General features: G+C 73.7%; 25 protein-coding genes and 1 pseudogene. 12 read left to right on the plus strand and 14 right to left on the minus strand.

The features are described from left to right. Positions 1-7: 7 nt before the first annotated feature. Positions 8-1,003, minus strand: coding sequence for a GlxA family transcriptional regulator (locus O1G21_RS02505; RefSeq protein ID WP_270140346.1), 996 nt, complete (start codon positions 1,001-1,003; stop codon positions 8-10). 153 nt (positions 1,004-1,156) lie between these two features. On the opposite strand from O1G21_RS02505, the gene O1G21_RS02510 reads away from it, so the two are divergent. Both O1G21_RS02510 and O1G21_RS02515 read left to right on the plus strand, forming a co-directional pair. Further along, entirely contained in the window at positions 1,157-1,462 is a 306-nt protein-coding gene (locus O1G21_RS02510; RefSeq protein WP_270140348.1) for a putative quinol monooxygenase, read from the plus strand. Positions 1,463-1,681: 219 nt separating this feature from the next. Continuing rightward, on the plus strand, positions 1,682-2,626 hold the full coding sequence (locus O1G21_RS02515; protein ID WP_270140349.1) for a polysaccharide lyase: 945 nt from the start codon (positions 1,682-1,684) through the stop codon (positions 2,624-2,626). Between the two features lie 6 nt (positions 2,627-2,632). Here the strand turns inward: O1G21_RS02515 and O1G21_RS02520 are convergent, their stop codons facing one another. After that, on the minus strand, positions 2,633-3,085 hold the full coding sequence (locus tag O1G21_RS02520) for a MarR family winged helix-turn-helix transcriptional regulator (protein ID WP_270140350.1): 453 nt from the start codon (positions 3,083-3,085) through the stop codon (positions 2,633-2,635). Between the two features lie 119 nt (positions 3,086-3,204). Here O1G21_RS02520 and O1G21_RS02525 point away from each other — a divergent pair, with 119 nt between their 5' ends. Next, the gene (locus O1G21_RS02525) at positions 3,205-3,597 is read left to right on the plus strand and encodes a nuclear transport factor 2 family protein (protein WP_270140352.1); all 393 of its coding nucleotides are present in this window, start codon (positions 3,205-3,207) and stop codon (positions 3,595-3,597) included. Positions 3,598-3,736: 139 nt separating this feature from the next. On the opposite strand, the gene O1G21_RS02530 is transcribed toward O1G21_RS02525, so the two are convergent. Continuing rightward, positions 3,737-4,327, minus strand: coding sequence for a YbaK/EbsC family protein (locus tag O1G21_RS02530; RefSeq protein WP_270140354.1), 591 nt, complete (start codon positions 4,325-4,327; stop codon positions 3,737-3,739). A gap of 153 nt (positions 4,328-4,480) precedes the next feature. Here O1G21_RS02530 and O1G21_RS02535 point away from each other — a divergent pair, with 153 nt between their 5' ends. Continuing rightward, positions 4,481-5,521 (plus strand): zinc-binding alcohol dehydrogenase family protein, encoded by a 1,041-nt coding sequence (locus tag O1G21_RS02535; protein ID WP_270140356.1) that lies wholly within the window; start codon positions 4,481-4,483, stop codon positions 5,519-5,521. A gap of 32 nt (positions 5,522-5,553) precedes the next feature. On the opposite strand, the gene O1G21_RS02540 is transcribed toward O1G21_RS02535, so the two are convergent. After that, the gene (locus O1G21_RS02540; protein WP_270140358.1) at positions 5,554-5,925 is read right to left on the minus strand and encodes a hypothetical protein; all 372 of its coding nucleotides are present in this window, start codon (positions 5,923-5,925) and stop codon (positions 5,554-5,556) included. Between the two features lie 158 nt (positions 5,926-6,083). Between O1G21_RS02540 and O1G21_RS02545 the strand changes: the two genes are divergently transcribed. The 5 genes from O1G21_RS02545 (at position 6,084) to O1G21_RS02565 (ending at position 9,986) form a co-directional block, all read left to right on the plus strand. Next, positions 6,084-6,596: a nucleoside-triphosphatase gene (locus O1G21_RS02545; protein WP_270140360.1), complete on the plus strand. Its 513-nt coding sequence runs from the start codon at positions 6,084-6,086 to the stop codon at positions 6,594-6,596. 28 nt (positions 6,597-6,624) lie between these two features. After that, positions 6,625-6,930 (plus strand): hypothetical protein, encoded by a 306-nt coding sequence (locus tag O1G21_RS02550; RefSeq protein ID WP_270140362.1) that lies wholly within the window; start codon positions 6,625-6,627, stop codon positions 6,928-6,930. 217 nt (positions 6,931-7,147) lie between these two features. After that, positions 7,148-7,771 carry an LURP-one-related/scramblase family protein gene (locus O1G21_RS02555; RefSeq protein WP_270140364.1) on the plus strand — a complete coding sequence of 208 codons (624 nt, stop codon included), beginning with the start codon at positions 7,148-7,150 and terminating at the stop codon, positions 7,769-7,771. A gap of 251 nt (positions 7,772-8,022) precedes the next feature. After that, a complete protein-coding gene (locus tag O1G21_RS02560) occupies positions 8,023-8,826 on the plus strand; it encodes a hypothetical protein (protein WP_270140366.1) in 804 nt (267 codons plus the stop codon). Between the two features lie 104 nt (positions 8,827-8,930). Further along, positions 8,931-9,986 (plus strand): NAD-dependent epimerase/dehydratase family protein, encoded by a 1,056-nt coding sequence (locus tag O1G21_RS02565; protein ID WP_270140368.1) that lies wholly within the window; start codon positions 8,931-8,933, stop codon positions 9,984-9,986. Positions 9,987-9,988: 2 nt separating this feature from the next. Here the strand turns inward: O1G21_RS02565 and O1G21_RS02570 are convergent, their stop codons facing one another. Then, positions 9,989-11,140, minus strand: coding sequence for a sensor histidine kinase (locus O1G21_RS02570; RefSeq protein ID WP_270140369.1), 1,152 nt, complete (start codon positions 11,138-11,140; stop codon positions 9,989-9,991). Further along, complete coding sequence (locus O1G21_RS02575; protein ID WP_270140371.1) at positions 11,137-11,928, minus strand: response regulator transcription factor; 792 nt, start codon at positions 11,926-11,928, stop codon at positions 11,137-11,139. Before O1G21_RS02575 ends, O1G21_RS02570 begins: the two co-directional genes overlap by 4 nt. Positions 11,929-12,098: 170 nt before the next feature. Between O1G21_RS02575 and O1G21_RS02580 the strand changes: the two are divergent. From O1G21_RS02580 to O1G21_RS02590, 3 genes and pseudogenes are all read left to right on the plus strand, one after another. Then, positions 12,099-12,785, plus strand: a pseudogene (locus tag O1G21_RS02580) (glycosyltransferase family 2 protein); the annotation flags it as partial. 135 nt (positions 12,786-12,920) lie between these two features. Further along, the gene (locus tag O1G21_RS02585) at positions 12,921-13,448 is read left to right on the plus strand and encodes a DUF2064 domain-containing protein (protein WP_270150750.1); all 528 of its coding nucleotides are present in this window, start codon (positions 12,921-12,923) and stop codon (positions 13,446-13,448) included. Beyond that, positions 13,445-14,098 (plus strand): class I SAM-dependent methyltransferase, encoded by a 654-nt coding sequence (locus tag O1G21_RS02590; protein WP_270140373.1) that lies wholly within the window; start codon positions 13,445-13,447, stop codon positions 14,096-14,098. Before O1G21_RS02585 ends, O1G21_RS02590 begins: the two co-directional genes overlap by 4 nt. A gap of 32 nt (positions 14,099-14,130) precedes the next feature. On the opposite strand, the gene O1G21_RS02595 is transcribed toward O1G21_RS02590, so the two are convergent. The 8 genes from O1G21_RS02595 to O1G21_RS02630 form a co-directional block, all read right to left on the minus strand. After that, on the minus strand, positions 14,131-15,219 hold the full coding sequence (locus O1G21_RS02595; protein WP_270140375.1) for a hypothetical protein: 1,089 nt from the start codon (positions 15,217-15,219) through the stop codon (positions 14,131-14,133). 57 nt (positions 15,220-15,276) lie between these two features. Continuing rightward, positions 15,277-15,933 (minus strand): cytochrome b/b6 domain-containing protein, encoded by a 657-nt coding sequence (locus tag O1G21_RS02600; protein WP_270140376.1) that lies wholly within the window; start codon positions 15,931-15,933, stop codon positions 15,277-15,279. After that, positions 15,917-16,630, minus strand: a complete 714-nt coding sequence (locus O1G21_RS02605) for a molybdopterin-dependent oxidoreductase (RefSeq protein WP_270140378.1) — start codon at positions 16,628-16,630, stop codon at positions 15,917-15,919. The genes O1G21_RS02600 and O1G21_RS02605 overlap by 17 nt, the downstream gene beginning before the upstream one ends. A 53-nt stretch (positions 16,631-16,683) precedes the next feature. Beyond that, a complete protein-coding gene (locus O1G21_RS02610; protein WP_270140379.1) occupies positions 16,684-18,060 on the minus strand; it encodes a glycosyltransferase 87 family protein in 1,377 nt (458 codons plus the stop codon). A gap of 7 nt (positions 18,061-18,067) precedes the next feature. After that, positions 18,068-18,922: an S-methyl-5'-thioadenosine phosphorylase gene (locus O1G21_RS02615; RefSeq protein WP_270140381.1), complete on the minus strand. Its 855-nt coding sequence runs from the start codon at positions 18,920-18,922 to the stop codon at positions 18,068-18,070. An 84-nt stretch (positions 18,923-19,006) separates the two neighbouring features. After that, a complete protein-coding gene (locus O1G21_RS02620; RefSeq protein ID WP_270140382.1) occupies positions 19,007-19,507 on the minus strand; it encodes a hypothetical protein in 501 nt (166 codons plus the stop codon). A gap of 10 nt (positions 19,508-19,517) precedes the next feature. Further along, positions 19,518-20,813 carry a molybdopterin-dependent oxidoreductase gene (locus O1G21_RS02625; RefSeq protein WP_270150751.1) on the minus strand — a complete coding sequence of 432 codons (1,296 nt, stop codon included), beginning with the start codon at positions 20,811-20,813 and terminating at the stop codon, positions 19,518-19,520. A gap of 361 nt (positions 20,814-21,174) precedes the next feature. After that, entirely contained in the window at positions 21,175-23,715 is a 2,541-nt protein-coding gene (locus O1G21_RS02630) for a collagenase (RefSeq protein WP_270140383.1), read from the minus strand. Positions 23,716-23,791 lie beyond the last annotated feature (76 nt).

Raw genomic sequence — 23,791 nt, forward strand, 5'->3', positions numbered from 1 at the left:
GCAGGCCCTAGGACGGCGTCGCGTCCTGCGCCGGGGCATCGACACCCCCACGGCGCAGCGTCTCGAGGGACGAGCCGCGTCGACGCCGTACGAGTTCCCGCAGTGTGCTGACGTTGCGGTAACCGACCCGGCCGGCGATCGCCTCGGCGCTGAGCGTGGTGGTGCGCAGCAGGAAGGTCGCCTCGTCCAGGCGGATGTCCTGGATGAACTCCAGGGGCGATCTGCCGAGCACGGTCTGCGCGGTGCGCTGCAGGGTACGCTGGCTCACGCCCAGCGTGCGGGCGGCCTCGGCCAGCGGGGGCGGATCGGCCAGGTGCGTCCTGGCCCACCGTTCGAAGGCCGCCATCAGCGGGTCCGCCTGGGCCAGTTGGGTGGGGAGAGCGAAGGCGGCCTGCGAGGGCCGGTCGCCGATCAGCAGGTACCGGGCGACCAGGTCGGCCAGGGCGGGGCTGTGCCGCTGCACCACCCACAGCGCGAGGTCGATGTGGGCGAAGGCCGCGCCCGCGGTGGTGACCGGCCCGTCCTGGACCAGCGTCCGCGAGTCCTCCAGCACCACGGCGGGGTAGCGGGCGCGGAAGGCCGGGCCCAGCCACCAACTGGTCGTGACGCGCCGCCGTTCGAGGGCGCCCGACTCGGCCAGGAAGAACGCTCCGCTGCACGCGGCGGCCAGCGGGGTGCCGGCGGTGGCGCAGGCCGCGGCGAGCTCGAGCAGCCACGCGTTGGCGGGCTCGCGGACCGCCGCGACCACTCGGTCGGGAGCCTGGAAGCCCACCGCCGGCATCAGCAACAGGTCCGTCCCGTGCGGGAGTTCCCCGACCGGAACGGTCGTCAGGCTCAGCCCGTTCCCGGTACGGACCTGCGGCCCCGCGCCGATCACCGTCACTGAGAACGGTGGCGCGCCACCGTCCCGCGTGCTCAGCGAGTTCGCCGTACCGAGCACGTCCATGATCGCCGAAAGCCCCGAGTCGAAGACGCCGTCGACAACCGCCATCCCTATCCGCATGACGCGAACGGTACTGGAAACGTCGTTTCCGCCGCTCGTGGCGGATCGATCACGACCCTAACGTCTTTCCCGGGCCGGAAGTCCGCTACCGGCCCCAGGCCGCGGAGCCACCCACGGCACCGCGGATTCACAACCCACCAAGGAGATCCCCTCATGACGCTGAAGCTCGGAGTCCTCGCGCTGCTGACCGCCAAGCCCGGCAAGGAGGCAGAGCTGGCCGCCTTCCTGGACGCCGGCCGCGCCGTCGTCCAGGACGAACCCGGCACCCGGGTCTGGTACGCGTTCCAGGTCGACGGCGCGACCTTCGGCATCTTCGACGCCTTCGCCGACGAGGACGCGCGCCGGGCCCATCTCACCGGCCGCATCCCCGCCGCTCTCGCCGAGGTCGGCCTGGAACTGCTCGCCGGCGCCCCCGACATCCGCCTGGTCGACGTCCTCGCGGTCAAGCCCGGATCCTGAGGGCGGGCTGCCGGCGCACGGCCACTGCGCGAGGCGCATCGGTAGCCTGACGGACAACCAGACGGGTGCCCCGATCCGACGATCGGGGCACCCTGCTCAGCGCCGCCCGCAAGCGTCGACCCCCGCCCGGAGACAACGGGCTCGCCGCGGGGCGGCGCTCGCGGGCGGCCGCATCGGCTGGATCCGCAACCGATGGAACCGACGGAGAAGAGGAATCCCGTGCAACCAGACTTTCAGCGAGCCGGGCGGCGGCGCCGGCCGGCCGCCTCGGCAGCGGTCGGCGTCACCGTCCTGGCGCTGGCGGCCGCCGCCGCCAGCTGCGGCGCGGCGCCGGCCGGCCAGCGCCCTCACCATCCGGCGCCCCGGCAACCCGCGGTCGCGGCGAGCGGCCCTGCCGGCGGAGGTGCCGCCTGGGCCGGGCAGTTCACCGGCTACGGCTCCGCGTCGTGGCAGCACGCCTGGGGCGTCGCCGCGCAGGGAGCCTGGGGCGGCGGCGACCTGGCCGAGGTCTCCGACCCCACCGCCCCCGGTGACGGGTCCGCCCTCCAGGTCACCTACGGAGCAGGCTCCTCGGACCACAAGTGCGCCGACTGCCCTGCCAGCGGGGGCGGCCAGTTCTACACGGACCTGAACGCCCTCGGCCTGTCCGCACTCGCCCAGGGCCCCACCCTGGACCTCAAGTACTCCGTCCGGTTCCCCGCCGGCCGCGACTGGGGCAGGGCCGGCAAGCTGCCCGGACTCTACGGAGGCGGGATCGGTCAGGAGTCCGGCGGCAACCACGGCGACGGCTGGTCCACCCGCTACATGTGGCGCGGGGCCAACGGCGTACCCGACAACGGCGAGGTCTACCTCTACACGCCCACCAACTCGGGCCCGACCGGCTACGGCGTGGACGAGGGCCTCGGCGACTGGCGGTTCCTCGCCGACGACCGCTGGCACACCGTCGAGCAGCTGGTGAACCGCGGCACCGGCGACATCACCGTCTGGTACGACGGCCGCCAGGTGCACGCCACCAAGGGCACCGCCTCCGGCATCGGCTCGATCCCCTTCGGCGGAGTGCTGTTCTCCACCTTCTACGGCGGCCACGACACCAGCTGGGGCCCGGCGAGCACCCAGCGCGCCTACTTCGCCGACTTCAGCCTCTCCCCTGCCGTCCAGCACTGATCGGGGTCAGGGCTCCGGGGTGAACGGGCCGGCCTCGACGAAGCGTCGCAGCTGGTGGGCGAAAGTCTGCACCTCGGCGGGTGTCCAGGCGGCGAGCGAATCCCGGACCCGCGCGGCGAGCCGGTCCCGGGTGACTCCCACCAGGCGCTGCCCCTCCTCGGTGAGGGCGAGGAGGGTGGCACGGCGGTCGGCGGGGTCCGGTTCGCGTCGAAGCAGGCCTGCCCGTTCGAGGCGGTCGGCGCGCCGGGTGACGTTGGAACGGTCGAGCCCGACCTCGCGGCCGAGGTCGGCGGCGCTGCACGGGCCGGTTCGGGCCAGGCCGCTGAGGACGGGGTAGGTGAGGTCGTCGAGGGCCTCGCCGAGGCCCTCGGTGAGCTGCCCGTAGAGGTGGGCCCTGGTGCTGCGGCGCACCAGCAGGCCCAGCGCCTCGGCGATCTCGTGTCCGGCGTCATTCGTCACACCCCGAAGAATAGCGTGCGCTACGCACGTATCAGCTGCTAGGGTCACCATCAGCTTCGATGCGTGCGCAGCGCACGCATCCGCCTCCCTTCATCCTTTCTGCCATCCCGGAGGAACCCGTGTCCCAGACCGACATCGCCACCGCGCTCACCGACCTGCTCTTCACCCCGGGCCTCGACCTGGACGAGGCCGTGGACCGCCACTTCGCCCCCGACTACCGCCAGCGCACCGACGGCCGCTGGGACGACCGGCAGGACTTCCTCGCCCACATCGCCCACCTGCGCACCGTCGTGGCCACCGGTTCGGTCCGGGTGCACGACGAGCTCGTGGACGGGCACCGCTACGCCGACCGGCACACGGTGGAGGTCACCAAGACCGACGGGTCGGCCGTCCGGATGGAGGTCTACCTCTTCGGCGAGTTCGCCCCCGACGGGCGGTTCCGGCGGATCGAGGAGACCACCCTCCTGCTCGACGGCACCGAGGGCGACCGGAACCTCGGCAGCGCCCGATGAGCCCGGCCGACCGCGAACGAGCGCCAGGCGAACAGGACTTGGCCGCCCGGGCCGGCGGCCGCGGGCGCGGGCACGGCCACCCAGGCCCGTGGCCGGCTCGCCCCGCCGCGCTCCCGCGGCGGCCGCACCTGAGGGACCGTCAGGCCTCGATCGTGGTCGGCTCCACCGTGACAGCGAGGCCCGGAACGACCTCGGCACCCGGCAGCGCGGCCAGCGCCCACCCCGGCAGGATCAGCTTCCCGCGGCGCCGCCCACTGCCGACCAGCACGTGCGGCGCGGCGGCCACCGCCTCGTCGACCAGCAGCGGCCACCCACCCGGGAGCCCCACCGGCGTGATGCCCCCGTACTCCATCCCGGTCGCCTCGACCGCGGCGTCCATCGGCGCGAACGACGCCTTGCGCGCCCCGAGGTGCTTGCGGACCGCCTGGTTCACGTCCAACCGGGTCGTGGCCAGGACGACGCAAGCGGCCATCGTGACCTCCCCGCCCCGCTTGGCGGCGACCACCACGCAGTTCGCCGAGTACTCCAGCGGCGCGTCGTACGTCTCGCAGAACACCGCGGTGTCCGCCTTCGCCGGATCCGTGTCCACGTACAGCACCGCCCCGGCCGCCTCCGGCGCGCCCCATCCCCCCAGTGCCCCGGCCACCGGCCCGGCGAGCTCGTCCCTGACCTCGAGGGCCGGGCGGACGGTGGAGAAGTTCCCGAAGGGAGGCGTCACACGGTCGCTCATGCGAGCACCCTAGCGAAGCCCCACCGCCCGCATCCACCGAACCCGCCCACCGCGACGCGGAGTTCGGCGGCCAGGCGCCCGGCCTGGCACCGCGCCCGCCCCGGAGGCAGGCTGGAAGGAGCAGCCTTGTGCGGTGGACGGCGGGAGTCGGCGATGGACACGACGCGACGGGTGGTCGGCGAGACCGGCGCCTGGGTGGTGGCGCACCCGGGTCCGGTGGGCGGCGCGGGCCCGGGGCCGTTGGAGTGGGAGCGGCGGCCGGTCCCCGAGCCGGGGCCCGGGGAGGTCCTGGTGGAGGTGGAGGCGTGCGGGGTGTGCCGCACCGACCTGCACCTGGCCGAGGGGGACCTCTCCCCCAGGGTGGCGAGGTGCACGCCGGGGCACGAGGTGGTCGGACGGGTCCGGGCGGTCGGCGCCGCGGTCGAGGACTTCGCCCCCGGGGACCGGGCCGGCGTGGCCTGGCTGGCCCGGACCTGCGGCAGCTGCGCGTACTGCCGCACCGGGCGGGAGAACCTCTGCCCGGAGTCGCGCTACACCGGCTGGGACCGGCAGGGCGGCTACGCCGGCCACCTGACCGCCGACGCCCGCTTCGCCTACCGCCTGCCCGAGGGCCCGCCCGCCGAGGAGCTCGCCCCGCTGCTGTGCGCCGGGATCATCGGCTACCGCGCCCTGCAACGGGCCGACCTGCCATCCGGCGGACTGCTGGGCATCTACGGCTTCGGCGCCTCCGCCCACCTCACCGCCCAGATCGCCCTGGCCCGGGGCGCCCGGGTGGCCGTGTTCACCCGGGGTGCGGCGGCCCGACTGCTGGCCCTGGAACTGGGCGCCACCTTCGCCGGCGACTCCTACGACCCCGCACCGCAACCGCTGGACGCCGCCATCCTCTTCGCCCCGACCGGCGAGCTGGTACCGGTCGCCCTGACCGCGCTGGACCGCGGCGGTACGCTCGCCGTCGCCGGCATCCACCTCAGCGACATCCCCCTGCTCGACTACCAGCGCCACCTCTTCCAGGAACGCACGCTGCGCAGCGTCACCGCCAACACCCGGTCCGACGGCCGCGCCTTCCTCGCCGAAGCCGCCCGGATCCGTCCGGTGGTGCACGTCAACCGCTACCCGCTGGCGCAGGCGGACACCGCACTCGCGGACCTCGCCGCCGACCGGGTCACCGGGGTCGCGGTGCTGCTGCCGCAGTAGCCGACCCGGGCCTCCGGGTCGGCAGGAGCCGCCTACCCGGGAGCCTGGAGCTGCTCCCGCCCGAGCGGTCGCTCCGCGAGCAGTTCACCGCTGTCCGGGTCGTACAGCTCGATGGTGCAGCGGTGGCCGATTCGTCCGAAGACTCCGATCAGCTCGGTGATTCCGGCGATCGCGATCTCCCCCGTGAAGATCACCGGATCCAGCGGGAGCACCGACAGCCGCGCGTAGCCGTGCTCGGCCTCGAACTCCGTCCAGGACTGCTTGCGCACCCGCCAGCCCCACCCGAAGAGGATCTCCGCCACCTGCTGGGCGTCGGCCGCCGTCGGCACCGAGCCGGCGATGTCCACGGTGAGGGCCCGGTCGTCGAACCTCGGGCCGGCGCTCCAGCCGGACGAGAACTTCATGGCGGCAGCGTAGGACCGCAGGCCCCGACGGCACACCCGGTTATCGGGGCCGACCGGCCGCGTCCGGTCCGCCGATCGGCGTTGCGGCCCGGGCTCGCGGAGGGACACGCTGGTGACAGGGGGCCGCCACGACTCGACCGCCCGATGCGGAGCCCGCCATGCCGACCAGGATCCTGCTGGAAGGGCGCCCCGGCAGCGGCAAGACCACCGCGATCCGCCGGCTGGCGGGGCTGCTGCGGGCCCGGGAGACCGTCGGCTTCACCACGGAGGAGATCCGTACGGACGGTGCCCGGATCGGCTTCGCCCTGGAGACGCTGTCGGGGGAGCGGGCGGTGCTCGCCCACGTCGACCTTCCCGGGCCGCCCCGGGTCGGGCGGTACGGCGTCGACCTGGGTGTGATGGAGCGCCTGGCGCTGCCGTCCCTGGTGTGGTCGGCGGGGGCGCTCGTGCTCGTCGACGAGCTCGGGCGGATGGAGCTGGCCCACCGTCCGTTCGAGGAGGCCGTCCGGGCGCTGTTCAGCGCCGACGTCGACGTGGTGGCCACCGTGCAGGCGCAGCACGGCCCGTTCACCGACGCCCTCAAGCACCGCACCGACATCGAGATGGTCCAGCTCACCCGGGCGAACCGCGACGCCCTCCCGGCGCAGCTGGCGGCCCGCCTGACGCGCTGACGGGACAGTCCGAGAGGAGGCGCACGCGATGGCACGCCACCGCGACGACCGGCACACCGCGCTGCTGCGGGCCTCGGCCCGCTGGTCCGGGCGCGCCGACCGCTGCGCCGACTGGACCCGCCGGGGCGTGGAACGGTGCCGCCGCTGGGCGCGCGAAGGTGCCCGGCGGCCCGGTGAGCTGGCGCCCCCGTCCTGGTTCGCCATCGCCCTCCCGTTCGGCATCGCCTGGTACCGGGCCCTCGGTGGCCCGGCCCAGGCCTGGTGCCGGGCCGCCGGCTGGTCGTGCCGACTCCTCGCCCGCGCCCTGGGCGGCCCGGCCCGGACCGGCGGCTGAGCCGGGCGGCGGTGCGGCCGGGCGCTCGACGACGGGCCCGATGGGCAGCCGTCGGCCAACGGGCGCACCATGGCTGACCTGCGACGACTCCGCCGGACAACGACCTTCTGCGCGCTCTGTGCAGATTGTGCAACAGAGCCCGGAAGGGGCTGTCTGCCACCCGGATCCCGTCCCTAAGATCATCCCCGCAATCGCACCTCACACGGGACGAGAGAACATGAGCAACGAGTTCGGCGGCCTGCTCGGCATCGCGCAGCAGCTGTTCAGCGACACGCCGCAGCAGGGCCACGGCGAACACCACGACAACTTCCTGATGGACCTGGGGCAGAAGCTGATGGACGGCCACCAGCCCGTGCAGGAGGGCGTCGTCTACGACATCGACGAGAAGTTCTTCTCCCCGACCCACGACTTCTGGATCAAGCGCGACGGTGAGCGCGTGTTCCAGGTCGACGAGAAGATGTTCAGCTTCAGCGGCGTGATCGCTCTCCAGGACCCCGAGGGCAACGAGCTGTACCGGATCTCCGAGAAGATCATGACGCTCCGGGACATCCGCTACCTCAAGCGCGGCGAGCAGACCATCGCCACCGTGAAGAAGGCGCTCTTCTCGCCGCTGGTCTACAAGTTCACCGTGACGTTCGAGAACGGCGCGGAGATCCACGTCACCGGCAACATCACCGACCACCAGTACGCCATCACCTACGGCGAGCAGGAGATCGCGCACATCTCCCGCGAGTGGTCGCTGCTGAGCGAGCACTACTCGGTCAAGATCATCCCCGGTCAGGACGACGCGCTGCTCCTCACCATCGCCGCCTGTGCCGAGGCCATGGTCCTCGACGACTGATCCACCGCGCGCCGCCGCACGACGCCGCCGCCCTCGTCCACCGCCGCCACCGGCAGCCGTGGACGAGGGCGGCGTCGGTTCGTGCGCCGGAAGCCTCCGGCGCTTTCCCGGCCGGCTCGGATCCGGCGGCCCGCGCCTCCCGCCCAGGACCTTCGGTGGGAACTCACCGAACTCGGCGGCAGCCCTACCGACGGCGACCCGAACGGCACCGCATCCTGTCCACACACCGCCCACCCGAGACGGAGGCACCCTTGCGCATCACCGACGCCCGTACCGGGCAACGCACCGAGATCCGCCCGCACCGGGTCGGGCTCCTGCGCGCGACCATCGACGTCGGCGAGCCGGGCCGCCCGTTCGCCCTCGGGGACTTGCGAGCCCTGGTGACCGGTGACGTACTGGCCCGCACCTGCGAGGCCCAGGGCCTGCAGGTGATCACCGAACTCGTCGTCCCGGACGCCCCCGGCGAGAAGACCCGGGTCCTGCTCGAGGCCGCCGGCCGGCTCGGCGTCCACCCGCCCGCCCGCCTGAGCACACGTCACGACGCGGACGCCTCCGACCCGGCCACGGCCGACCTCGCCATCACCAGCCGCTCACCCGTGCACGCCGGCCCCGCGTCCGCGCCGCTCCTGGTCACCGGCCCGGTGACGACGCCCCGGCACGCCCGTCCGGACTCCGGGGACGCACCGTCGGCCTGGATCACCGTGGACGGGCCCGACCCCCTCGCGCTGCGCCTCACCTTCCTCGAACACGCCGTCACCGCCCCGATCCGGTTGACCGACGACGATCTGGCGGACGCGGCCGAGACGCTGGCCCGCTGGCGCGCGCTGGTGGCCGACACCGCCCGCGAGCCGTCCGGTCCTCCGGACGCCGGCATGGTCCAGGCGGGCTTCGACGGCCTCGACGAGGATCTGGACGCCCGGGTCGCGGTGCGCGCCCTGCATGCTCTGGAGGCCCGGGCCGCCCTGCCGGACGGCACCCGCTTCGAGACCTACGTGCGCCTGGACCAGGTCCTCGCCCTCGAACTCGGCCGCGACATCGGCCGAACGCCCGGATGAACCGGCCGGGCGCGGTCCCGATCGCCGCCCGGAGTCTTACCGAAGCGTGACACCACGCCCGCCTCGGCCGGTTCTCCGCGCGTCGGCCGGTAGCGTCGGCGGTCATGAGGATTCTGGTCACCGGCGGTGCCGGGTTCATCGGTTCGGCGGTCGTACGGGCCCTGGCAGCGGCGGGCCACGAGGTCCGCGTCCTGGACGCGCTGCTGCCCGCCGTCCACCCCCGCGGGGTGCCGCCCGTGCTGCCGGACGGCGTGGAGCTGCGGCACGGCGACGTGCGGGACGCGGGGACGGTCGAGCGGGCACTGGCCGGTGTGGACGCGGTCTGCCACCAGGCGGCGATGGTCGGCCTGGGCCTGGACCTCGACGACGCGCCCGCCTACACCGGCTGCAACGACCTGGGCACGGCGGTGCTGCTCGCCGCGATGGCGCGCTCGGGAGTGCGGGACCTGGTGCTCGCCGGGTCGATGGTGGTCTACGGGGAGGGCCGGTACCGGTGCACGGTACACGGGGACGTCTCGCCCGGTCCGCGGCGCCCGGACGCGCTGGACGCCGGCCGCTTCGAGCCGCCATGCCCACGGTGCGGCGCCGAACTGAGCCCCGGGCTGGTGGCCGAGGACGCGCCGGCCGACCCGCGCAACGTCTACGCGGCCACCAAGCTGGCCCAGGAGCACCTGGCCGGCGCCTGGGCCCGCGCCTGTGGGGGCCGCGTCCTGACGCTGCGCTACCACAACGTCTACGGACCGGGCATGCCGCGCGACACCCCGTACGCCGGGGTCGCCTCGCTGTTCCGCTCGGCACTGGCCCGGGGCGAGGCGCCGAGGGTGTTCGAGGACGGCGGCCAGCGCCGGGACTTCGTCCACGTCCGGGACGTCGCGGACGCCAACCTCGCCGCGCTCGCCTCGGTCGGCGGCCGGCTCCCGGGCAGCGTCCGGGCGTACAACGTGGGCAGCGGCGAGGTCCGGACGGTCGGCGAGACGGCCGAGGCGCTGGCCGCCGCCCACGACGGGCCGGCGCCGGTGGTGACGGGCCAGTACCGGCTCGGCGACGTCCGGCACATCACCGCCGACTCCACCCGGCTGCGCGAGGAACTCGGCTGGCGGGCCCGGATGTCCTTCGCGGACGGCATGCGGGAGTTCGCGGCCGCCCCGCGAGGCGCCTGACCTCAGCTCCGGGCGGCGGGAAGGGCGATCTCGAAGCAGCAGCCCCCGGCGACGTTGTACACCCGGGCGCGACCGGCGTGGGCCTCGACGATGCCGCGGACGATGGCGAGTCCGAGCCCGGCGCCACCGCTCTCGACCCGCTCCCGGGAACTCCCCGGCACGGCCGGGCGAGGGGTGCGGGCGGTGCTGCCGCGCCACCCCGTCTCGAACACCCGGGGCAGGTCCGGCTCCGGGATGCCGCCGCAGCCGTCGGTGACCGAGAGCACCACCTGGTCCGCGTCCCGGCGGGCGGAGACGGCCACCACGCCGTCCTCGGGGGTCGAACGGATCGCGTTGACCAGGAGGTTGCCGAGCACCCGGGTGATCTCACCGGTGTCCACCTCGACGGGTTCCGCGGCGACCTGCCGCCCCTCCAGCCGGACCCCGCTCTGCCGGGCCAGCGGGTGGGCCGCGGCGAGCGCGTCGTCGACGAGGTCGTAGACGGACGCCCGCGACAACGACAGGGACAGCGCTCCGGCCTGGATCCGGGAGAGCTCGAACAGGTCGTCCACCATCCCGGTGAGCCGCTCGACCTCCGTGCGCATCCGCTGCAGGTAGTCCTGCGGGCGCTCGGCCACACCGTCCTCCAGCGCCTCCGCCATGGCGCGCAGGCCGGCGAGCGGGGTGCGCAGGTCGTGCGAGATCCAGGCGATCAGCTCGCGGCGGGAGCTGTCCAGGGCCTGCGCCCGGGCCCGGGACTCGGCCAGCCGGGCGCTGGTGGCGGCGAGCTCCGCGCTGAGCTGGGCCAGTTCCAGGCCGAGCGGAGGCTCCGGCGCGGCGAACCCGGTGTCGCTGCCCACCGTCCTGGCAGCGGCGGTCAGCGCCCTGCTGCCGGCCACGACCTGGCGGCCCAGCAGCGCGGCGGTCGCCAGCGACACCACCGCGGCCATCCCCAGTACCGTGATCACCACCCCGAGGTCGTGCCGGGACAGGAACATCGCCTGGGCGACGGCGAAGGTTCCGGAGGTGACCGCCAGCACGGTGACGGCGGCGACGCAGAACAGCGACAGCGCGAGCGAGCGCCGGCGCAGCAGCCGGACGGCCGCCCAGCCGAGCAGGCCGGCCCCGCCGGCGCCGAGCGCGGCGAACAGGGCGATCAGCGACAGGTCCTTCATGCCGGTCCGTCCGTCCCCTCCATCGCCGGGGCGGTCACGTCCGCCGGGGCGGGCACGTCCACCGGGTCGTAGCGGTAGCCGACGCCCCAGACCGTGCTGATCAGCACCGGCGCGGCGGGGTCGTCCTCGACCTTCTCGCGCAGCCGGCGGATGTGGACGGTGACGGTGGACAGGTCACCGAAGTCCCAGCCCCAGACCCGCTCCATCAGCTCCTGCCGGGAGAACACCGTCCGCGGGTGCCGAAGCAGGAACGACAGGAGGTCGAACTCCCGTACCGTCAGGAGCAGTTCACGCCCACCCCGGTGAACCCGACGAGCCTGCGGGTCGAGCGCGAGGTCACCGGAGACCACCCGTCCGCCCTCCGGGCGGACGGGTGCGCCGGCCCGGGAGCGGCGCAGCACCGACTGGACCCGCAGGACGAGTTCCCGGGGGCTGAACGGCTTGGTGACGTAGTCGTCCGCACCCAGTTCCAGCCCGAGGATGCGGTCCGTCTCGTCGCCCCTCGCGGTGAGCAGGACGACCGGCAGGTCTGCGCCGTCCGCGGTGGCGCGCAGCCTGCGCAGGATCTCCAGGCCGTCGATGCCCGGCAGCATGAGGTCCAGGACCAGCAGGTCCGGGCGGTGGGCGCGGGCCAGCGCGAGCCCCTGCGGGCCGTCGGCGGCACGGTCGACGTGGTGGCCGGCCCGGGTGAGGTAGCCGGTGACGACCTCGGCCACGGTGGGGTCGTCGTCGACCACCAGGATGCGGCCCGGGCGCGGTGGTCCGGCGGTGGTGGGGCTCTCGTTCACCCCGCCGAGGATAGGGCCCGCCGGCCGGTGGTCGGCGGCGCACCGGGGCCGGCGTTCGCGTTCCGTAAGATCCCGGGTCTTCGCGCGATCCCCCGAACGGGCTCCGCCGCACCGACGTAGCACTTCCGTAAGGGCGCGGTTCGGGCCGGGCGGGACCGGCCGCGGTTAGCGTGACCGGCGTGACTTCCTCCCTCCCTCCCGCACCGGTCGCCGATGTCATCCTGCCCTGCCTGGACGAATCCGCCGCGCTGCCGTGGGTCCTCGAGCGCATCCCGGCCGGTTGGCGGGCCGTCGTCGTGGACAACGGCTCCCGGGACGGCTCCGCCGAGCTCGCCCGTTCCCTCGGCGCGACCGTGGTCGAGGAGCCCCGGCGCGGCTTCGGCGCCGCCTGCCACGCCGGGCTGCGCGCCGCCACCGCGGACCTGGTCTGCTTCCTGGACTGCGACGGCTCGCTCGACCCCGCCCAGCTCCCCCGGGTCGCCGGCCCGGTCCTGGACGGCACCGCCGACCTGGTACTCGGCCACCGCCGGCCGAGTACCGCCGGGGCCTGGCCGCCGCACGCGCGGCTCGCCAACGCCTTCCTGGCCCGACGGCTGCGGGCCCGCACCGGCGCCCCGCTGCACGACCTCGGTCCGATGCGGGCCGCCCGCCGCGAACGGCTGCTGGCGCTGGGCCTCGGTGACCGGCGCTCCGGCTACCCGCTGGAGATGGTGCTCTCGGCCTCGGCCGCCGGACTGCGGATCGCCGAGACCCCGGTCGACTACCTGCCCCGCGCGGGCCGCTCCAAGGTCACCGGCACTCTGCGCGGCACCCGCCAGGCCGTCCGCGACATGCGGGCGGTGCTGGCCGCGCCGCCGCCCACACTGCTGCTGATCGCCAAGGCGCCCGTCCCCGGCCGGGTGAAGACCCGCCTCACCCCGCCCTGCACCCCGTCCCAGGCGGCGGCCCTGGCCGAGGCCGCGCTCGCCGACACCCTGCACACCCTGTCCGCGATGCCCGCCGGCCGCCGCCTGCTGGTCCTGGACGGCGAACCCGGCGGCTGGCTGCCGCCGGGCTGGGAGGTCGTCCCGCAGTGCGGCGGCGGCCTGGACCGGCGGCTGGCCGCCGCCTTCGCGCACGCCGCCCGGCTGGCCCCGCGGGCCCCGGCGCTGCTGGTCGGCATGGACACCCCGCAGCTCGACGCGGCCGCGCTGGCCGAGCCGCTGTCCGCCGCGCGACGGCCGGGCGCGGACGCCTGGTACGGCCCGGCGGCCGACGGCGGCTTCTGGGCGCTGGGGCTGGCCCGGCCGACCGCGCGGCTGGCCGCCCTCGTCCTGCACGGCGTGCCGATGTCCACCCCGGTCACGGGTGCCGCGCTCCTGCGCCGCCTGGCGCAGGCCGGCCTGACCGTCCGCCACCTGCCCGCGCTGACGGACGTGGACACCGTCGAGGACGCCCGGCAGGTGGCCGACGAGGTTCCGGCGAGCCGCTTCGCCACCCGGCTGCGAGCCCTCGACATCGCGCCGGGGGTGGCGAGTTGACGGTCGCCGCGCCCTGGGTGGACGACCCCTTCGCCGACGCCGTCCGCACCGGCCGGGGCCCGCTGTGGCTGCGCCGCGAGGACGGCCGACGGCTGCACCTGGACATCGAGCGCTGGTGCGCCCCGGCGGCCGGCGCCGACCACAGCCTGCTGCACCGCTGCACCCAGCTGGCCACGCCCGTCCTCGACCTCGGCTGCGGCCCGGGCCGGCTGGTGGCCGCGCTGCTCGCCCTCGGGGTGCCCGTCCTCGGGGTGGACGTGACCAGGGCGGCGGTCGCCCGCACCGTGGGCCTCGGCGGCCCGGCGCTCTGCCGCTCCGTCTTCGACCGCCTGCCCGCCGAGGGCCGCTGGGGCGCCGCGCTCCTCGCGGACGGCAACCTCGGCATCGGCGGCGACCCGGACGCGCTGCTCCGCCGGAGCGCCCAACTCATCGCCCCGGAGGGACTGTTGCTGGTGGAAGTGGATCCGGAGGAGGTGGACGAGCGCGCCGTCGTCCGGGTGGAGGGGGCGGACGGCCGGCTCGGCCCGGCCTTCCCCTGGGCCCGGCTCGGCACCACCGCCACCCTCCGGCGGGCCCGGGCCGCGGGCCTCCTGGAGGCGGAGCGCTGGACCTCGTACGGACGCCGCTTCCTCGCGCTGCGCAAGGGGTGAGCCGGCCGGAGGCCCCACTGCCGGCCAGCGGATCACACCGCGGGAACTCCCAGGAAGACGGCGGCGGTCCTGCGTTTGTCGTACACACAGGTGTGGCTGCCGGAAGTGGTGTCCAGGTCGCAGATCTGTGCCCGCACATCGATGAACTGGTAGGCGCTCAGCGAAACGGGGTTGTCGATGACCGCTTTGACCGTTCCGTTCGCATCGGGTTCCAGGGACCCGCTGGTGATCACGTCGCACGGGTTCGTCTCGTGGTGGACGGTGTTGCAGACCGCGTTGAGCAGGCAGTCGTCGAGGCGCCAGTACTTCTTCGCCGGGTCGGTGCCCCCGAAGCACGTGTCGGCGAGCGGGAAGGTTCGTGGAACCGCCTGCACGATGACACCGATCTTGTCACCATAGGCGAGTTTTGAACTCTCGACGGTGACGGACACCGCCCCGACGGATCCGGAGTTCTTCAACGAGGCGGAAATCTGCGGATAGGCCGCGGCCGTCTGGCTCTTGGTCTCCAGCCGGGCGGCCGCGAAGGTGGCAAGAGAAGTGAGGATCACCGCGCAGATGAGAAGGACCGACGTGATGCCCGGTCTGGGACCTGTCCGTGGCACGGGGGAAGGAGGCAGCTCCGCCCACACCGGTGGATCGACGACGGCCGGAACAGCCGTCGTCCGATACCTCAGAAAGCGGTGAATCCAGGTCAACGACCTTTTCCAACCACACCAGTAGAAGCCCAGGACCACCATCGCCGAGAACAGTCCGCCGGCGATGAGACTGACCCACAGACAGGCCTCGGGCGGGGTCCTCCTCGGAATGTCGATCACGCAGATCACGAGAGGGACCAGGCCGATGCAGGCCGCGAAGATGGCCGGCACGAAGTACGGCGGCATCCTCCGGCTGTTGGAGAAGAAAGTCGCCGTCATCGCGATGGCCAGGGCCAGCAGCAGGATGCCGGCCACCACTGCAGCCTCGAGCGGGTTGTTGCGGAGTACCGTCGTGAGCTCCGAGCTCTGAAGTCCGAGAAAGTTCACGGCAGCCACGAAGGCGGTCAGGAACAGCCCCAGGCCGTTCTTGATGTGGTCCAGCGTCGAGGATTCCGAATCCGAGGGGCCCTCTGCGCTCGAGCTCATGAAGGGGAACTCCTGTCTGCTCCACGGACAACGGCCAATCCTCGCAGCGACACACGGCTAGTCGTTCGATGACACGCGGTCGGGCGCGGCGCCGTTCCCGGCGGCCGGCCGGTCCTTCCCGGTCTGCCAGTGCGGGTGCTCGCGCTCGGCCCAGCTGCGCTCGACCAGCCCGGTCCGCATCCCGAGCCGTGACTCCCGGTCCCGCCAGGCCATCCGGACGTGCCCGAGGATCACCACGCCGATCGCGGCGGCCAGCCAGTCGTGCACGAAGGTCGCGCCGGTGCGCCAGGCCGGCGGGGCGAGGTGGGTGAGCCACATCAGCAGCCCGCTGCCGACGATGACCAGCATCGAGCCGAGCGTCCACTGCGCGTACAGCTTCTGCCCGGCGTTGAACTTGCCGGCCGGCCGGTGCGCGGCCCGGGTGCGGACGGCCCGCAGCCACTGCCAGTCCGTCGGGGTGAAGCGGCTGAGCCGGGTGGCGTCCGCCCGCACCGCCCGGGAGGCGAGGCCGAGCAGCAGCGGCACCGGCAGGGCCAGGCCGCACCACACGTGCAGGGTGACCACCAGCGGCCGGTTGCCGACCAGTTCGGCGAGCGGCGCGAGGTAGAGGCAGCCGGCCGTGGTCAGGCAGACGCCCATCAGCGCGGCGGTGGTGCGGTGCACCCAGCGCTCGGCCCGGGTGAAGCGCAGGACCAGTTCAGCTCGTCGGCGCATCGTCCCGCCCGTTCGACCGGCCGACCCAGGCGTCGACGTCATAACCGTTGCCCTCCCAGTACCCGGGCTCCACCGCGTCGGTGACGGTGATGCCCGAGAGCCACTTCGCCGACTTGTAGAAGTACATCGGCGCGACGTACAGCCGCACCGGCCCGCCGTGGTCGTGGGTGATCGGCTTGTCCTGCAGGCGCAGCGCGACGAGCACGTCGTCCCGCCGGGCCTGTTCCAGGGTGAGGCTCTCGGTGTACGCGCCATCGAAGCAGCTGAAGCGCACGGCCTTGGCGCCCGGCCGCACCCCGGCGGCATCCAGCAGATGGGACAGCGGCACTCCTTCGAACGGGGTGTCCGGCACCCGCCAGCCGGTGACGCACTGGACGTCCTTGACCAGCCGTCGCTGCGGCATGGCCTGCAGGTCGGCCAGCCGGTGGGTGGCGGGGCGCTCGACCAGGCCGTCCACGGTGAGGGTGTAGCTCGCCGCGTCCCGCTCGGGGACGGAGGTCACCACCGAGTAGTACCGGAAGCCGTTGTTGCCGGGCAGCAGCCCGCTCAGGCCGCTCGGGTCCCGCTGCGCCAACGCCGACTCGGCGCGTTGCAGGAACGGTCCGGCGGCCACGCCGACCGCCCCGAGCCCGAGCAGCCCCAGCACCACCCGCCGCCCGACCGGGGTGCCCCTGTCCTCTTCGTCTGTTCTGTCCACGCGACGATTCGACCAGTTCGACCAGGGCCGGGGCCAGTGGCGGCGGCCTCCCGTCAGACTTTCGTCATCTGCGGCCGCGCCCTGCTCGCCGACCGGCTCGCCGCCCGGACCAGCACGGCCCGCGCGGCCCAGCGCAGCAGTGGTACCACGAGCACGCAGACCAGGGCGGCACCGTACGCGGCGCGCTGGGCGTCCTCACCGCCCTCCAGGTAGAGCACCTGCCCGGCCGCGGGGACGGCCAGCCACTCCCACCGTCCGTCCAGTGCGACCAGGGCCACCAGCAGGAGTCCGTACCAGGGGTAGCTCGGTGCGACGAGCAGCAGGGCCGTCCCGGTCACCAGGAACGCGCCCCGCCAGGGCCGGTCCGGGTCACCGCGCCGCAGCACCCACAGCACCACCGCCGCCAGCGCCAGGGCGGCCGCCCACGGGGCCCAGCGGTCGGGCAGCACCACCCGCAGCAGGCCGAACCGTTCGAGGTGCCCCTGCTCGTACCCCTCCTCCCGCAGGTAGCCGGGCAGGTAGCCCAGCACGCCCAGGCCCGAGGCCAGGACGTACGGGAGGTAGACCGCCGCGAACGTGCCGAGGGCCGACCCGAACAGCACCAGGTCCCGCCTGGTCGGCCGCCGCGCCAGCAGCGCGGACACCGCGCCGGGCAGGGCGAGCGCCGGCAGCAGCTTGGTCGCCACCGCCGCGCCGAGCAGGGCGCCGCCGGCGCCGCGCCGGCGGCGGGCGGCGCAGCCCAGCCCGGCCACCATGAGGAGCGCGCCGAGGGCGTCGACGTGCGCGTCGTTGACGGCCCACACCGTCACGCCCGGGCACCAGCCCCACAGCGCCGCCCGCCGGCTCCGCCCACCGACGAGGAGCAGCGTGCCGGTGGTGGCGACCGCCAGCAGGGCGCCGCCGACCTGCATGCCGCGCACTCCACCGCCGAAGGGGTGCGCGACGAGGAACCACGCCTCCGCGACCGGCGGATAGATGGTGTGCACGGCGGGCCGGTTGATCCGGATGCAGTCCCCGGCCGCGGTCCGGTGCTCGTCCCAGGCTTTGCAGCCGTCGCCGTCCGGGAAGAGGCCCGGATCGCGCAGCCGGAACAGGGCCGGGTCGTCCGGGGCGTACGCGTAGGGGGAGATGCCGGCCGCCTGGACCCGCCCGTCCCACACGTAGCGGTAGGCGTCGTCGCTGGTGCGGGGCGGCGCGAGCAGCCCGGTCGCGGCGACCAGCAGGCTCCCGGCCAGGACGACCGGCACCACCTGGCGGTCGCCCACCCTCCGCAGCAGGAGCAGCGCGAGCGCGAACAGGGCGGTGTCGAGGGCGTACCAGTCGTAGAGCGGCGGGCGGTCGCCGAGCGTCCCGCCGCCGGTCACGGTGAGGGCGAGGGCCGTCACCAGTGCGGTGAGGGCGACGGCGCAGGGCAGGGTCCGGGTGAGCACGGGCCGGTCAGTCGCCCGGGACGCCGGGCAGACCGGTGGTGAGGCCGTCCAGCGCGTGCGGGCAGGGGCACTCCCGGACGGCGGGCAGGGCCTCCAGGGCCTTGAACAGCACCGTGCGCAGTCGGTCGACGTTGCCCGCGAAGACCTCCAGCACCTCGGTGTGGGTGACTCCGTCCCCGCTCCCCACCCCGGCGTCGTGGTCGGTGACCAGCGCCAACGAGGCGTAGCAGAGCCCGAGTTCACGTGCCAGCACGGCCTCCGGGTGCCCGGTCATGCCGACCGCCGACCAGCCGTTGGCGGTGAACCAGCGGGACTCGGCCCGGGTGGAGAAGCGCGGGCCCTCGATCACCACCAGCGTCCCGCCGTCCACCGGCTCCCACGCCGCCCCGCGCGCCGCCTCCAGGACGGTCTGCCGCCCGGCCGGGCAGTACGGGTCGGCCATCGGCACGTGCACCACCCCGGGCACCGAGCCGTCCGGCAGCGGCTGCCCGTCGTAGTAGGTCTGCACCCGGCCCGAGGTGCGGTCCACGAACTGGTCCGGCACCAGCAGCGTGCCCGGTCCGTACTCCGCCCGCAGCCCGCCCACCGCGCACGGGCCCAGCACCTGCCGAACGCCCAGGGAGTGCAACGCCCACAGGTTGGCGCGGTAGTTGATCCGGTGCGGCGGCAGTCCGTGACCACGCCCGTGCCGGGGCAGGAAGGCGACCCGCCGGCCGGCCACCTCGCCGAGGAACAGCGCGTCGCTGGGCGGCCCGTACGGCGTGTCGACCCGCACCTCGGTCACCTCGTCCAGCAGCGCGTACAGCCCCGAGCCGCCGATCACACCCAGCTCCGCCCGCGGCCTCTCCTGACCTGCCGTCATCTGTCCTACCTCTCGTGGGAAGCTTCGGAAGAGCGTCCCCGCCACTGTAGGAGCCGACCGGGGCGGACTCCGCGGACCACGGCCTTACGGTTTCCGAACGCCGTCGGACCGCGTGGAGCGCCCGGTTCGTCGACCACGGCGGAGCTTGAGCGCGAGGCCGACGGCGGCCGCGCCGAAGAGGACTCCGGTGATGGCGAGCCACCGGCCGAGGTAGACCTCCTCCGACAGCCCGGTGGCGCCCGGGTAGGGCACGGAGAGGTCGAGGATCAGGGGGAACCAGACCAGCAGCAGGAGGCCGGACAGGAGCGCGGGCACCCGGAGGTAGTTGATCCAGCCCACGGTCGGCGCCGGCCCGGGGCGATGGCGCAGTACGGACCGGGCGGAGAGGTCGGCCAGCGAGTAGAGCGGGAGCAGGACGAGGTCGTGGGCGACGGCCGCGCCGACGAACCAGACGGCCACCGCGAGGGGCCGCACCGCCACGAGTCGCTCGACCGCGTAGCCGGTCAGAGCGAACGAGGCGAGGAGCACGAGCAGGTGCAGCGGCCCTGCGCCGTACCAGCGGAGGAAGGGTGCGCGGCGGTCCATCGTCAGGCCCTCACGTCCGGAAGGTCAGTCGACGGACCCACTTGGTGTTGTTCACGCCGGGATTGGCGGGGACGATGACGCGGGCCGGGTAGCCGTGGTCGAGCGAGAGGTCGGCCCCGTTGACGTGCAGGGCGAGCAGCGAGCGCGGTTCGCGGATCTGGTTGCCGCGCAGCACCACGGAGGCGTACGGGCCGGGCGGTTGGACCGACTCCACGAGCACGCTCGCCGCGTCCGGCAGACCGGCCAGCGCGGCCAGGTCGGCGAGCCGCAGTCCGCTCCAGAGCTGGTCCTCGGTGGACCAGCCCTCCACGCAGGCGATCGGCAGCCGGGCCGAATGCCGCCCCATCGCGAGCAGTTGCTCCCGGGTGAACGCCTGTACCGGCCCGGCGCCGTGCAGCTCCAGCCGCCAGTCGGGGCCGACCATCGCCGCCGAGACGCCCACGGAGGCGGCCGTCTTGTTGATCTGGAAGCCGTTCGGCCCCTCCTGCGGGTCGCGGTTGTGCGGTGCCAGCAGCGCGGTGGGCCGGAGCCGGCCGCCGAGGCTCTGCCCCGCGGTGACCGCGAACAGGACCAGGGACCCGGCGCCCACCAGCGCCAGCGCACCGCGCCGGGCGATCGTCGGCGGGGCCGGGGCCACCGCCACGAGGCCTTCGGCGTCCGGCGGTTCGGGCCGGGTGTCGGCGAGGCCGGTGCGCAGCTCCCGCAGCAGGGAGCGCGAGTTCAGGGCGCGGAGCATCCGGCCGAGTCTGAGGGCGACGTGGACGGCGAACGCGGCGATGAACACCCACGCCCCGTAGAAGTGCAGGGTGTAGAAGGATCCCGGGAAGACGTAGTGGAGCTGGATGTTGAGGATCCCGGTCGCGAACTCGAACACCGCCCCGCCGACCAGCATCAGCAGCGACAGTCGCTCCAGGGCGTGGGCGGCGCCGCGCGCGGGCGGCCATTCGAACAGCTTCGGGATCACCGACCACAGCTTGGCCAGCACCACCGGGACCAGGACGACGCCGAGCGTGACGTGGACGCCCTGGGTGACCCGGTAGAGCCAGGTCGGTCCGGCCGGCCAGTCGAAGAGGTAGAAGCCCAGCGGGCCCTTGCCCGGTGTCTGGTCGTTGAGCGGGCCGAGGCCGGGGTTGTAGGCGGCGTAGGACAGTGCCCCGGTCACGAAGAGGACCGGGATCCCGACGAGCAGGACCAGCCCGAACACCGAGGTCAGCCACGGCCCGCGGATCGGGCTGCGCCAGAACCCGGGCCGGAACGGTCCGGGCGGCGCGGGCACTCGCTCGAGCCGTTGCACGACCGCGGACATCCGGGCGCCGACCGCGGCACGGATCCGCCCGGGGATTCCGCCGAGGCGCCGCAGCGCCTCGGCGGCCCGCCCCGACCGGGACCGGTTCCGAGCCGTCACCACCGACCACCTCCAGCTGCCCAGGAACCCACGGAGTGCGGCCCACCGGTCCGCTGCCGAACGGGAGAGCCCGGGGTCGCCGGACAGCCAACCACCCCGGACGGAACGACCCCGGCGAAGCCTCACCGGACCGGCGGCAGGATCACCCGCATGGGTGTGCCGGGGGGAAACCGACGTCAGGCGCCGTAGCGTCGCTGCCCGGCGGCATGCGCGCGGACGGCGGCCCGGAGCGGGTGCTCCGGGCCGCCGCGCTGTGGTCGGATCAGTACTGGGTGGTGATGGTCACGCCGCTGAAGTCGGTCTGGGCGTAGAGGCTGATGTAGCGGTAGCCCGCCGTGGTGTTGGTGACGGTCAGGCTCTGGTCGGTGGTGCCGTAGGTGGTCGAGCCGTCGGTGTAGTCGTTCGGCGTGGCCCAGCTGTCGGGGTTGTAGAGCAGGTACGCGGTGCCGGTGCCGCCGGAGCTGTCGATCTTCAGGGTGGTGGTGCCGGCCGGCAGGTAGATGTAGTAGTAGTCCAGGTTGCCGGCGGTCGCGGACTGGTTGGTGCGGGAGCAGTTCTTGTCCAGCACCCGGGTGTCGGCCGCGGTGCAGGCGGTGACGGCGCTGGCCGTGACGGACTGGGTGATGGTGTTGGTCTTCCCGTTGCCGTCGGTCACCGTGAGGCTGACGTCGTAGTTGCCGGCCGCGGCGTAGGTGTGCGCGGGGTTCTGGGCGGTGGAGGTGGCACCGTCACCGAAGTTCCAGGCCCAGGAGACGATGCTGCCGCCGCCGGACTCGGTCGACCGGTCGGTGAACCGGACGTCCAGGCCGGACGGGACGGCGCTGAAGGCGGCGGTCGGTGCGCCGCCCACCGCGCAGGCGCCTGCGGCGCAGGCGTCCAGCCAGGTGTTGAACTCGGCGTCGTACGCGGTGCCGATCGAGTTGTAGACCGCGTAGCCGCCGGTGTAGTCGCCGGTCCGGAAGTGGCCCAGCATGGTCTGGATGACGTCCGGGTGCTTCTCGACCATGAAGCGGACCGCCAGGTAGCCCCACGGGTAGGTGCGGGTGGTGTCGCTGTTGTCGTAGGTGTTCTGGAACAGCGTGCTGAGCGCGTAGGTGTGCTTGGGCGCCTCGGCCATCGCACCGGTGTCGGTGACGTTCCGGTAGGTGTAGGACACGTACTCGGCGACGCCCTCGATCCACCAGACGTCCGGCACGGAGATCTGCTGGGTGAAGTCGCCCTTCATGTCGAGCCGGCCGTCGAGGGCGTGGGTGTACTCGTGGTTGAGGTTCCAGATGCCTGCCGTGAAGCCGTCGTTGCCGTTCTGGTAGGTCAGCGAGATCGGCTGGTTGGCGGGGGCGGTCGGGTCGCCGATCAGCGTGATGCCGCCGTTGTTGGTGCTGACGCCGTAGATGCCGCCCGCGTAGGTCTGGTAGTCCAGGGGGGAGGCGAAGACCACCATCTGCAGCGAGTTCTCGTACTGGCCGGCGATCGGACCGTTGTCCTTGACCAGGTTGTGGAAGAACGGGTCCTGGTTCTGCAGGCTGGCGCAGACGGCGGCGAGATCGGCGGCGGTCAGGCTCTGCGCCAGGATGCTGTGGGTGGCGTCGCAGGTGTGGCTGACCGGCAGGGCGGCGGCCTTGAGCCGCGCCGGCAGGTCGCAGACGCCGTAGTACGAGCAGTTCGCCTTGTCGTAGAACGCGGCCATGCCGGCCACGCCGACCCACAGCGGCGCCGTCGGGCCGGTGATCGACGAGACGTCCATCAGGCCCTTGATCAGCGGCCGGACGGTGTTCACCAGCGCCGGGTGCTCGATGAACCGGGCCGTCTCCAGACCGGCGTTGGAGTCCAGGAAGGAGTTGTTGCCGCCGAGCATGCTCCGGTGGTTCAGCGCGAAGCTGTCGAGGGTGTTGATCAGGCTCGGGTCGGCGGTGACGGCCGCGACGTAGTCGGCGTTCTGGTGGCCGCGGAAGATCGGGGTGTACACGCTGTTGACGAAGTTCACCATGTACCAGGACGAGTCCCACGAGCTGTTGTACGCGTTCAGCACCCGCTGGTAGGTGTTGAGGTAGTGGGCCTGGAGGTTGGCGCTGTCGCTGAGGATCATCGCCTGGCCCGCGACCTGGCCGTTGCCCTCGTTGACGTCCAGGAAGTGCGGGCTGGCCACCAGGGTGTCCAGCGCGGCCTGCACGGCGCTGGTCAGGGTCGCGTCGTAGGTGCCGACGTCGCCCGGGTGGTAGTACTGCACGTAGAAGCCGGCCTGGAGGAAGTAGACCAGCTGGAAGACGCCGGTCGAGTTGTCGCCGGTGTACGAGGCGGCGGCGCTGCGCAGGCCGTCGGCCACCGCGATCATCTGGCTCTGCTTGAACACGCCGTTGGCGTCGCCGCCGGTGATGCGGAACAGCGAGCTGATGCAGTCGATGGTCGAACCCTGGACGTAGCCGACCAGGTCCGCGCCGGTGCGGCCGCTGAAGTCGGCCGGGGTGCAGGAGGTTTCGACGGTGGCCTGGCCTGCCGCTGCTCGGGCCGGGGCCTTGGCGAGCTTGGGCTTCGGGGCCTGCGGCACGGCCGACTGCGGGGAGCGCGGCGGGAGTTGGGCAGGTGCGAGCCGGCCGGCCTGGGTCTGCGCGTTGGTGTCGAGACCGAAGGCGGTGCCGGTGGGGGCTATGCCGCCGAGGTGCGCGGGGCGGGGGGCCTGGCTCGCCTGCTGACCCGTCTGCACCGTGGGGGCGGCGAAGCTCGGGGCGGCTGCGAGGCCGGTGATGGCGGTACTTGCGGCGGCGAGCACGGCCAGTGCTCGGGGTAGCCGAAGTCGGTGACGCATCGTCACTCCTTGTGGGGGGTGGGGGGTTCGCCTCACGTACGTGCTGTGGAGGCGTCGCCTGGCACGGTGTCATGAA

It is taken from the genome of Kitasatospora cathayae, from assembly GCF_027627435.1.
Classification (GTDB): Bacteria; Actinomycetota; Actinomycetes; order Streptomycetales; family Streptomycetaceae; genus Kitasatospora; species Kitasatospora cathayae.